This window comes from uncultured Dokdonia sp. (genome assembly GCF_937910895.1).
GTDB lineage: Bacteria > Bacteroidota > Bacteroidia > Flavobacteriales > Flavobacteriaceae > Dokdonia.
Genome location: NZ_CALEMI010000002.1, coordinates 1 through 10,611 on the forward strand (window position 1 = coordinate 1; position 10,611 = coordinate 10,611).

Sequence of the window (10,611 nt, forward strand, 5' to 3'; positions counted from 1 at the left end):
TCGAACCCTGGCGACAGTTACCCGTCGACAGATTAGCAATCTGCTCCATTACCACTCTGGCACCTCTCCGTTATTTTATTTCAAATGAACTTGCTTTTATAAAGCGGATGCAAATGTACAAGATCATCTTATAGAAAACAAAATTTTAAAGGTGTTAAATGTGGTTTTTTTTAATAAAATTCAAATCCTTTTATATTCATCTGTAAACAGACTATTTAACTTCCATTTATATCTGCAAAAAAAACATTTAAACGTTTTACTTAAAAGAATTTATTTTTCTATAAACATCATCTTAAATATTTATCTGTGACTCAGATTCGGAAAAAGCATTCATAAGCTATTTGTCACAGTACTTTCTCAGAAAGTACAAAAATCCTATCCTATTTTAATAATTCTATTATTTCTGATGCTTTTGCTAACTCTTTAAAATGGATATGTTGTATTTCTTCTGCTACTTGTTCATGAATCCAAGTGGTATGAAATGGAATATGAAATGCATGTCCTCCTATTTCTAATACAGGAAGTATATCCGATTTTAGTGAATTTCCAACCATTAAAAATTCTTGTGGTTTAATATCTAGGTGATTGACTAATTTTGTGTAGTTTTTAGGTTGTTTGTCAGACATGACTTCTATATGATGAAAGTATTTTGCCAATCCTGATTTATCTAACTTTCGTTCTTGATCCAATAAATCTCCCTTTGTTGCTACCACGAGTTTATGCTTTCGCGAAAGCGTACTTAGCACATTTTCAATACCATCTATGAGTTGTACAGGGGCATCCAGCATTTCTTTACCTAATGCTATTAGTTCTGAAATTTGTTTGGTAGATACCTTATTATTTGTAATCTCAATCGCTGCCTCTATTAATGAAAGCGTAAAAGGTTTGATGCCATATCCGTACATCGGGAGATTACGCATTTCCATTTTAAATAATTGCTCTTGACATTCTTCATAGGGTATGTAGTCGTTAAATAATAGACAAAAATGATCTTCTGCATCTCTAAAAAATGTTTCATTTACCCAAAGGGTATCATCTGCATCAAAAGCAATGGTATTTATTTGCATATACGATCTATTAGTTCATTTATTCTGTTAATTTTGAAGCAACCCATTTGAATGTTACTAGACTACTATGTAGAACCTCCATCTTTTTGGAAGCAATTTAATTAATTTGCCATCGTAATTCACATACTTATGCCTCTAAAAACCAAAATTCTACCGTTTGCTCTTCTCTTTACTGCATTTTTATTGATAATACTATTATTTTTAATTCCTTCTTCTAAAAAGGAAGTTTTTGCGACAGAAGAGAAAGCTAGTCGTCCTGAATATCCTAATGAATGGATGTATAATCAACGAGCGTATCCCGATAATTTTATAAGTAAGCAAGCGATCAATCTAGCGCGAACACAACGTAAAAATATCATGACCAACCGAGCTACACAAGAAGTTGACTGGGAGTTTGTGGGGCCTTTAAATATAAGAGGGCGTGTTACAGATGTAGCTATCTCTCCTGTAAATAATGATCATTTATATATCACAACAGCGGTAGGTGGGGTTTTTAGAAGTTTAGATAAAGGGCTCCATTGGGATCCGATTTTTGATGATATTGGGATACCATCTATTGGAAATATTGCTATTGCTCCATCTGACGCACAACGTATTTATGTAGGTACTGGAGAAGCTAATGGAAGTGCTACTTCTGGAGCTTTTTTAGGAAATGGGATCTATAGATCTGATGATGGAGGTGATTCTTGGACGAGTGCTGGTCTTGAAGCAACAAATCATATTGGACGAGTTGTGGTAGATCCTACAAACTCAGATCGTGTTTTTGTGGCGGCTACAGGAATTTTATATGGAAAAAATGATGAGCGTGGTATTTATAGAACAACATCTGGCGGTGATGATTGGGAGCAAGTTTTATTTGTAACAGACTCAACAGCAGCTATAGATGTTGTTATGAATCCTATAGATACAGATGTCATTTTTGCAGCGATGTGGGAACGTACTCGCAAACCGTATCAACGTGATTATGGAGGTGTAACATCTGCTATACATCGCTCTACAGATGGAGGTGATACGTGGGAAATACTTACGAATGGATTACCTGTTTCTGACGAGCAAACAGGTCGGATTGGGCTAGCTATCTCTGAATCTGATCCGAATATTGTGTATGCTAGATATACAACTAATGAAATTACAAACGTTTTTGACGGTGTTTATAAATCAATAGATAACGGGAATTCATGGACTCTCATTTCAAATAATGCACTTAATAATATAGATGCTTCTTTTGGATGGTATTTTGGAAACATAAGAGTTCACCCTGACAATGCTGACGAAGTTTTTGTTTTAGGGCAACGACTTTTTAAAACCTTAGATAGTGGCTCTAGTTGGCAATCTGTAAACGGTATGCATGTAGATCATCATGCAATGGAGTTTTCTAGATTAGATGCAGATTTTATTCTTGCGGGTAATGATGGAGGTGCTTATATCTCTGAAGATAGAGGTGTTACTTGGACTCCGTTTTTAAACCTTCCCATCACACAGTTTTATAATATAGAAGTTGACTTTACTAATCCTGAAAATCTATTTGGAGGGACTCAAGATAATAATAGTATACGTATTGCAAATGGCGATAATACTTGGTTTTCAGTATGGGGTGGTGATGGTTTTCATGTAAACGTAGATCCAGTAGATAATAGTTTTGCGTATGTGGAGTCTCAATTTGGAAATTTAGCTAGATCTACTGACGGTGGTTTTAATTTTACATCTGCCTTAAATGGCATAGATCCATCAGATCGTACCAACTGGAATACACCTGTGATCTTATCTCCTTTCAATCCAGAAATTGTATACTATGGTAGTAATAAATTATATCTATCTGAAAACAGAGCTGTAAACTGGACGGCTATTAGTGACGACCTAACTGATGGATTACACCCAAGTGGATCACTTAGCTTTGGTACATTAACAGCTATTGCAGCCTCTTATACAAATACAAATACAATTTACACAGGAAGTGATGACGGAAATATCTATGTTACTTTTGACGGTGGAAATACTTGGGAAAATATAAGCGACGGACTACCAGACAGGTATATTACATCATTAGCCATTCATCCAGAAGAAGATCAAACGGCTTATGTAACACTATCAGGATTTAGTAATCTTGACTATACACCTCATGTGTTTAAAACAATAAATGGAGGTCAGTCTTGGGAAGATATTTCTTCTAATTTACCTAGTATTCCCGCAAATGATGTCATTATAGTACCTAGTGAGGTAGGAGAATTACTCATCGTTGCTACAGATATGAGTGTTTGGTATTCTGAAGATGATGGAAGTACTTGGGATATTTTAGGAAATGACCTACCCCCTACTATTACTAGAGATTTAAAATACCATCAACCTACACAAACGTTATATGCAGGAACTTTTGGAAGATCTATTTATCAAATTAATCTAAGCACGCTGGTTCTTAGTCTGGAAGAAAATACAATAACAAATAGAAATACTCACATTTTTCCAAACCCAGTGATAGATCAATTTACAATAGATCATCTGCTTCAAGGCGAAGGCTCCATCATTTTATATACTATTACAGGACAGCAAGCAAAAGTAGTATACGAAGGTAATCTTGAGAATACTAAAAATACATTCTATACGAGTGGTACATTAACGTCAGGGATATATCTTTTACAAATTAAATCTCAAGATAACAAAATCACTAAAAAGCTAATTATTCATTAGCAATCTCAAAAGTTTGTCTAGACAAAAAAAGCAGCAATTCATATTTGAATTGCTGCTTTTTTAGCATCTAGTAAAACGATTATTTATAAATATTCACTTTACGTATATCACTCTTAATTATTTCCAAGAATAATTGGTAATCCGCTATCACCAGAACCAATGATAATCACTTTAGAATTAGGAGATTCTGAAAGTCTTAACGTCGCATCAATTCCTTTATCTCGAAGAATTTGATCGTTAAGAGATGCACTTAAAATTCGGTTGGCATCTGCTTTTCCTTGCGCTTCAATAGTTACTTTTTCAGCTTCTTTTTTTGCGGTAACCAGCCTAAATTCATATTCTAATGATTCTTGCTCTTGCTTTAATTTACGCTCAATTGCTTCTTTAATGGTAGGTGGTAGTGTGACGTCACGAATCAGTATATTATTCAATTGAATAAATTGATCTGAAACTATTTTTTCAGTTTCTTGAAAGATTTCTTCTTGTATTGCATCTCTCTTACTACTGTATAATTGCTCTGGCGTATAACGACCTACAACACTACGAGCAGCACTACGAATGGCTGGCTGAATAATTCTTTCTAGGTAGTCCTTCCCTTTTTGATTGTGAAGCTTTCCAATATCTGCTGTGACTGGCTTATACCATGCAGTCGCATCAATTTGAATTTCCAAACCATTTGAAGAAAGCACTCTCATTTCTTCAAATAATTGTTGCTGACGTGTTTCATAGTCAATCACTCTGTTCCAAGGAGCAATTAAGTGAAATCCAGGTCCTAATGGAGCTTTATCTGGATCTACACCATCTCCTAACGTTTCATATAGAACACCTGCATGTCCTGCATCTATAGTCACTGCCGATTTTACTAATACAACAATAACAAGAATTAATATTACAATAATAGGTAATCCAATTTTTGGTAATTTATCCATAATCTATTTTTTAGTTAATTTAATTTTAAGTGAGACCATTATACTTACGCATAAACCACTCTATAGCAAGTAGTAACGCAAGAACAGCTAGAAGCCATTTCCAATCTATTAAAGGTACAACATTTTCAGTGCTTTTCTGCACAGGTCTGTATCTACTATCTTCTAATAAAGAGGCGATAAGTTGATCTATAGCAGAGATATCATAAAGCAGACCATTAGTGTTTGTTGCTACCTGTGATAATGCTGATAGATTGGCATTTAAAAATTGTTGTTCTACTTCAAAAGGTACGATGGTAAACGATCCTGAACGAGCAAGCCCTTGGTCTTGTACTGTTACTGTAAAAGAATAGTCTCCTGGCACGAGATTACTCAAATCAATTTCATACGCATTACGTTGCAGTAAAAAGGGTGCTTCATATACTTTTTCTGTTTCTGTATTTACCACCTTCATTGTTAAAGCGGCTCTAGAATCAAATACATAATTCTTATCAAAATACTGCGCAAAGAGTTTTACAGATCCATTTCCATAATAAAAAGATTCATAATCGAGATTAAGCCTGCTTTTTCGTTTATTGGAAGCCGCATACTGAATTAAGTTGTCTATAAAATTGTCAAATACTTCAAAACTACGCGTATCTATATAGCTTTGCGCTCTCCACCGCCAGAGTCCTTCGCCAAAAATATAAACTCCTCTCCTCCCATTTTGATCGGTAGTGGCTAGTAACGGAGCTTCTGTGGTAATGGTACCTATTTTTTGATAGAGCGCAACATCTGCTTCTGTTTTTAAAGTGATATCACCAAAACTTGTTTTTAAAGGCGGGAAGTCAGAAAAATTAATATCATTTAATACAAACGTAGAAAAATTAGCATTGGGAACTCCTTGGACATCTTCTTCCTGTGTGGTGACCTCATGGAAGACCTCATTTTGAAGTCGATTTAAAATCATCCAATCCGTTTTAGTGCCCGTGATTGTCATGCTATTTTTACCTAACGATTCAAGTTCCCTATAAACGGACTGAAAAAGACCATTAGGTTGGTACAAAACAACGAGTTGATACTCATTCAATTTCCCAATAGCTTCGGCAGGTTTAGCGAAAGTGACACTCCGCAACCGATTGCTTTCTATACTTTTTTTGAGCATTCCCAAATCTGGATGTATAATATCAGAAATTATAAGCACATTGGTCTTCTGGTCTATCACCTCTACAGCAAAGTTTTTACTGTTATTCTTTTTATTTTTCTCATTTTCTATAGGTTGTAGATTTACAGAAAATTGTCGCACTCCTACTTTATTTGCAGGAATAAGTGCAGTGATTACTTGTGATTTTTTCTGATCAGAAAATGTAATGTTTTCTTGGTGCAGAATGCTGTTTCCAGAGCGTATCGTCAATCTTGATGCTACCTCCCGAGTACCCGTATAGCTGGTAAAAACTTCTACAGGAAATTTATTATTAATGTAAGCGTATCTATTTACATTTACTTGTCCTACAATCAGATCGTCATATACAATGGTATCACCAGCAATTACTGGATATACAGGTTGCTTAAAGTTTTTACTTGTATATTCAAAGGCTTCTCCGAAGGTTTGATTCCCATCTGACAGGAGTATCACAGGAGCCACCTCATTCCTATACAATGCAGTAAATGATGAGAAAACGGAGGCTATATTGGTTTGCCTTTCGGCGAAATCTAACGAATCTAGCGTAGTAACTTCGGTTCCAAATTTAAAATACTGAATATCAAAGGCGTCCTCTAGTTTTTTGCTTTCGCGAAAGCGTACCAAAGCATTTCGTACTTGATCTTCATATCCTACATACTGAATACTCGCCGAATTGTCTATAGCAATTGCTAAAGATGGTTTTTCTGTATAATAGGTTTGTTGTTTGTATTTAGGATTAATGAGTAATAACAAGAGCCCAAAAACAGTAAAAAAACGCAACAAAGCATAGACTTTGTTGCGTTTTGTTTTATAAGCAGCCTTATAGAAATATTGGAATATAGCGAGTGCCAAAGCAATGATACCTGCTCCAATAATCAATAATAAGGTGGTACTTGTCATATAAAATAGCGTCTTTTAAAAGACTTATGTTAACATTCCTCCATCTACGTGAAGCACTTGTCCTGTAATATAAGCACTTAAATCACTCGCTAAGAAGACACACGCATTTGCGATATCTTCTGGCTGTCCGCCTCTTTTTAAAGGAATCGCATTACGCCAGCTATTAACTGTATCTTCATCTAGTTTAGCAGTCATTTCTGTTTCTATAAATCCTGGAGCAATCACATTGGTACGTATATTACGTGATCCCAATTCTAACGCCATAGATTTAGAGAATCCAATCATACCGGCTTTTGAAGCCGCATAGTTGGCTTGTCCAGCATTCCCTTTTACACCCACCACTGAGCTCATGTTGATGATACTTCCGTGGCGTTGTTTAAGCATGGTACGTTGTACCGCTTTTGTCATATTGAAGATCGATTTTAGGTTGACTTCTATAACGGTATCAAAATCTTCTTCAGACATACGCATTAACAGGTTGTCTTTTGTAATTCCTGCATTATTGATCAAAATATCAATAGCGCCAAAATCTTCTGCTACGTCTTTTATAAGTTGTTGAGCTTCTTCAAAATCGGCAGCATTACTTTTATATCCTTTGGCTTTTACCCCTTTGGCTTTAAGTGTATCTTCTAGTGCATTTGCTGCATCTACAGAAGAACTATAGGTAAATGCAACATTAGCTCCATGCTGAGCAAAAACCTCAGCGATACCTTTTCCAATACCACGGCTGGCTCCCGTAATAATGGCTGTTTTTCCTTCTAGTAATTTCATATCTATTGGTCGTTTAATCGTACTCTTTTCTATAATCCCAAATATAAGGAAATGCGTAAGGGTGTACACAAAAAAACCTCTTGAAAATTCAAGAGGTTTTTAAAGTTTACTAGTAAAACTCAATATGGAGAAGTCTTTAAGATGCACTCCATATTGCAAGTTGAATTAATCCCGCTTTTTTAGGCGGGATCTTAATTACAAGATCTTTTATTTATTTATCATCCTTATTTTATGGTTTGCCCTAAAACTTCTGCTACTCTTTTTCCAATTTCGGCTGGGCTGTCTACTACGTGAATACCACATGCTCTCATAATGGCTTTTTTAGCTTGTGCAGTGTCATCACTTCCTCCTACAATGGCACCAGCATGTCCCATCGTACGACCAACAGGAGCAGTTTCTCCTGCTATAAATCCTACAATAGGTTTTTTGCTTCCGCTATTCTTATACCAGTTTGCGGCATCTGCTTCAAGCTGTCCTCCTATCTCACCAATCATCACAACAGCTTCTGTTTCTGGATCGTTAATTAATAACTCAACCGCTTCTTTTGTGGTGGTTCCAATAATTGGATCTCCGCCAATACCAATAGCTGTTGTGATTCCAAGACCTTGTTTTACAACTTGGTCTGCCGCCTCATACGTAAGCGTTCCAGATTTTGAAACAATTCCTACACGCCCTTTCTTAAAAACAAATCCAGGCATAATTCCAACTTTTGCTTCGCCTGGGGTAATCACTCCTGGACAATTAGGTCCTACCAAGCGGCAATCGATATCTTTTATGTAATTAGATGCCTTAATCATATCGGCAACAGGAATCCCTTCTGTAATAGTAATAATCACTTTAATACCTGCTTCTGCAGCTTCCATAATAGCATCTGCAGCAAAAGCTGGAGGAACAAAAATGATCGTAGTGTCTGCTCCTAGTTTTTGAACAGCTTCTTCTACTGTATTAAAAACAGGACGATCTAGATGTGTTTGACCTCCTTTTCCTGGAGTTACACCACCTACTACATTGGTTCCATATTCAATCATTTGACCAGCGTGAAAAGTTCCTTCACTTCCTGTAAATCCTTGAACAATAATTTTTGAATCTTTATTTACTAAAACGCTCATTGTTTGTTTTTAAGTTTTGCAGTTGCAAAAATAGTTTTTTGTGGGCTTTTGTCGAAGGTATTTTTACAAATTTATACCTTGATACGAAATCATTGCTTCTGGATCTTCTTCTGCGGGTTGACTCATTTGGTAACCACGGTACATCAAATCGTCTTTAATCGTCCATATTGCCATAAAATGAGCTACAGGTACTTCTTCGTTTGGATTTTCTATTGTCTTCACAAAATACGTGTATCGTATCGTCACATTGTTTCCATCTTCCAATAGATGTGTGATTTCACAACGCACTGTGTCAAAAGATTTTGACGCTTCTGAAGCCATGGTAAGGACATCTTCTCTACTCATGTGTAAATACCCTGTTCTTGCATTCCAAAAGAGTTCCATGTCTGGATGAAGGTATTTGTTTACGTTTTCTGTTTCGTTAAAGAAATCTGAAGTGTAGAAACCGCTTACGATGCTTTTACCGCTTGTATTCATTTTTTATCCTTTAATTGTTGTATGAGTTCAGGAACCATTCTAAGATTGGCTAGCTCTTTGTATTTTTCTCTAAAATCTCCTGCTGGGGTACCAAAGTAACTCTTTTTACCTTCTAAAGATTTACTTACGCCACTTTGTGCAGAGACCACTGCTTTTTCGCCTATCGTAATACCGCTAGTAACTCCTACTTGGCCCCAGAGTATTACTTCATCTTCTATAATCACACAGCCCGCAATACCTGTTTGTGAGGCAATTAATACTTTTTTACCAATAACCGTATCATGTCCAATATGCACCTGATTATCAATTTTTGTTCCTTCTCCTATAGTGGTATCACCTGTAACCCCTTTGTCTATAGTACATGCTGCACCTATATCTACATGATCTTTTATCACCACACGACCTCCAGATTTTAGTTTATCAAAACCTTCTGGACGTTTTTTGTAATAAAAAGCATCAGATCCTAATATAGTTCCAGCATGAATCGTTACGTGATCTCCTATTACAGTATGATCATAAATACTCACATTAGAATGAATCAAACAATTTTTTCCAATAGTGACGTGATTCCCAATAAAGCTATTAGGTTGAATGATGGTTCCCTCTCCTATTTCTGCAGTTTCTGAGATCGCTTTCGCGGAAGCGGAAAACCCTTTAAAATAATCCGTAAGTTTATTAAAATCCCTAAATGGATCGTCAGAAATAAGCAACGCCTTTCCTTCTGGACGGTCTACTTCTTTATTAATAAGTATAATCGTAGCAGCACTTTCTAATGCCTTTTTATAATATTTAGGATGATCTACAAATACAATATCTCCAGGCGTTACGACATGAATTTCATTCATACCAGATACAGAGAAATTAGCATCTCCAATAGGAGTCGCATTAATAATAGTTGCTATTTGCTGTAATGTGTGTACTTGAGGAAATTTCACAATCGGTATGTTAACTATACATTCAAATTAAAAAGATGGAGATCTAAAAGAACAGATTATTCTTTAACTCTTTCTTTATAGGTTCCCTTGGCAGTTTCGATTTTGATCTTATCGCCTTCATTTATAAATAAAGGAACATTTACGGCAGCTCCTGTCTCTACGGTTGCAGGTTTTGTAGCATTGGTCGCTGTGTTTCCTTTTACACCAGGTTCTGTATGGGTTACTTCAAGAATAACACTCGCAGGCATATCTACAGATAGTGGTGCTTGATCTTCTGAGTTAATAAGTACGGTTACCACTTCTCCTTCTTTAAGTAGATCTGCAGCATCTATGGTGTCTTTTTGCAAAGTAATTTGAGTATAATCCTCCACATTCATAAAGTGATAGGTATCCCCTTCTGGATATAGGAATTGAAATTTATGAGTCTCTACGCGTACTTCATCAATTTTATGTCCTGCCGAAAAGGTATTGTCTAGTACTTTTCCTGTAGTCACACTTTTCATCTTGGTACGAACAAATGCGGGTCCTTTACCTGGTTTTACGTGTAAAAATTCAATAACTTTATATATATCGTGATTA

General features: G+C 35.9%; 9 protein-coding genes. 1 reads left to right on the plus strand and 8 read right to left on the minus strand.

What is annotated here, in order from left to right; genetic code table 11:
• Positions 1-380: 380 nt before the first annotated feature.
• Positions 381-1,067 (minus strand): HAD family hydrolase, encoded by a 687-nt coding sequence (locus tag Q0505_RS00070; RefSeq protein WP_299207304.1) that lies wholly within the window; start codon positions 1,065-1,067, stop codon positions 381-383.
• A 183-nt stretch (positions 1,068-1,250) separates the two neighbouring features.
• Between Q0505_RS00070 and Q0505_RS00075 the strand changes: the two genes are divergently transcribed.
• Positions 1,251-3,752: a T9SS type A sorting domain-containing protein gene (locus Q0505_RS00075; protein ID WP_299207305.1), complete on the plus strand. Its 2,502-nt coding sequence runs from the start codon at positions 1,251-1,253 to the stop codon at positions 3,750-3,752.
• A gap of 113 nt (positions 3,753-3,865) precedes the next feature.
• On the opposite strand, the gene Q0505_RS00080 is transcribed toward Q0505_RS00075, so the two are convergent.
• From Q0505_RS00080 to efp, 7 genes are all read right to left on the minus strand, one after another.
• Positions 3,866-4,681, minus strand: a complete 816-nt coding sequence (locus tag Q0505_RS00080) for a prohibitin family protein (RefSeq protein ID WP_299207307.1) — start codon at positions 4,679-4,681, stop codon at positions 3,866-3,868.
• Positions 4,682-4,706: 25 nt separating this feature from the next.
• Positions 4,707-6,740, minus strand: coding sequence for a VWA domain-containing protein (locus tag Q0505_RS00085; protein ID WP_299207310.1), 2,034 nt, complete (start codon positions 6,738-6,740; stop codon positions 4,707-4,709).
• 24 nt (positions 6,741-6,764) lie between these two features.
• On the minus strand, positions 6,765-7,511 hold the full coding sequence (gene fabG / locus Q0505_RS00090; RefSeq protein WP_299207313.1) for a 3-oxoacyl-[acyl-carrier-protein] reductase: 747 nt from the start codon (positions 7,509-7,511) through the stop codon (positions 6,765-6,767).
• Positions 7,512-7,735: 224 nt separating this feature from the next.
• Positions 7,736-8,620, minus strand: a complete 885-nt coding sequence (sucD, locus tag Q0505_RS00095; RefSeq protein WP_299207315.1) for a succinate--CoA ligase subunit alpha — start codon at positions 8,618-8,620, stop codon at positions 7,736-7,738.
• 63 nt (positions 8,621-8,683) lie between these two features.
• Positions 8,684-9,097 carry a nuclear transport factor 2 family protein gene (locus Q0505_RS00100; RefSeq protein ID WP_299207319.1) on the minus strand — a complete coding sequence of 138 codons (414 nt, stop codon included), beginning with the start codon at positions 9,095-9,097 and terminating at the stop codon, positions 8,684-8,686.
• Positions 9,094-10,032, minus strand: a complete 939-nt coding sequence (locus Q0505_RS00105) for a UDP-3-O-(3-hydroxymyristoyl)glucosamine N-acyltransferase (RefSeq protein ID WP_299207322.1) — start codon at positions 10,030-10,032, stop codon at positions 9,094-9,096. Before Q0505_RS00105 ends, Q0505_RS00100 begins: the two co-directional genes overlap by 4 nt.
• A 56-nt stretch (positions 10,033-10,088) precedes the next feature.
• The coding region (efp, locus tag Q0505_RS00110) for an elongation factor P (protein WP_299207325.1) at positions 10,089-10,611 on the minus strand (523 nt) is incomplete at its 5' end.

What these genes read in the sequence shown, in the direction of transcription:
- Q0505_RS00070 (WP_299207304.1), bottom strand. Translation starts at nt 1,067, where the DNA reads ATGCAAATAAATACCATTGCTTTTGATGCAGATGATACCCTTTGGGTA.
- Q0505_RS00080 (WP_299207307.1), bottom strand. Translation starts at nt 4,681, where the DNA reads ATGGATAAATTACCAAAAATTGGATTACCTATTATTGTAATATTAATT.
- Q0505_RS00085 (WP_299207310.1), bottom strand. Translation starts at nt 6,740, where the DNA reads ATGACAAGTACCACCTTATTATTGATTATTGGAGCAGGTATCATTGCT.
- fabG (WP_299207313.1), bottom strand. Translation starts at nt 7,511, where the DNA reads ATGAAATTACTAGAAGGAAAAACAGCCATTATTACGGGAGCCAGCCGT.
- sucD (WP_299207315.1), bottom strand. Translation starts at nt 8,620, where the DNA reads ATGAGCGTTTTAGTAAATAAAGATTCAAAAATTATTGTTCAAGGATTT.
- Q0505_RS00100 (WP_299207319.1), bottom strand. Translation starts at nt 9,097, where the DNA reads ATGAATACAAGCGGTAAAAGCATCGTAAGCGGTTTCTACACTTCAGAT.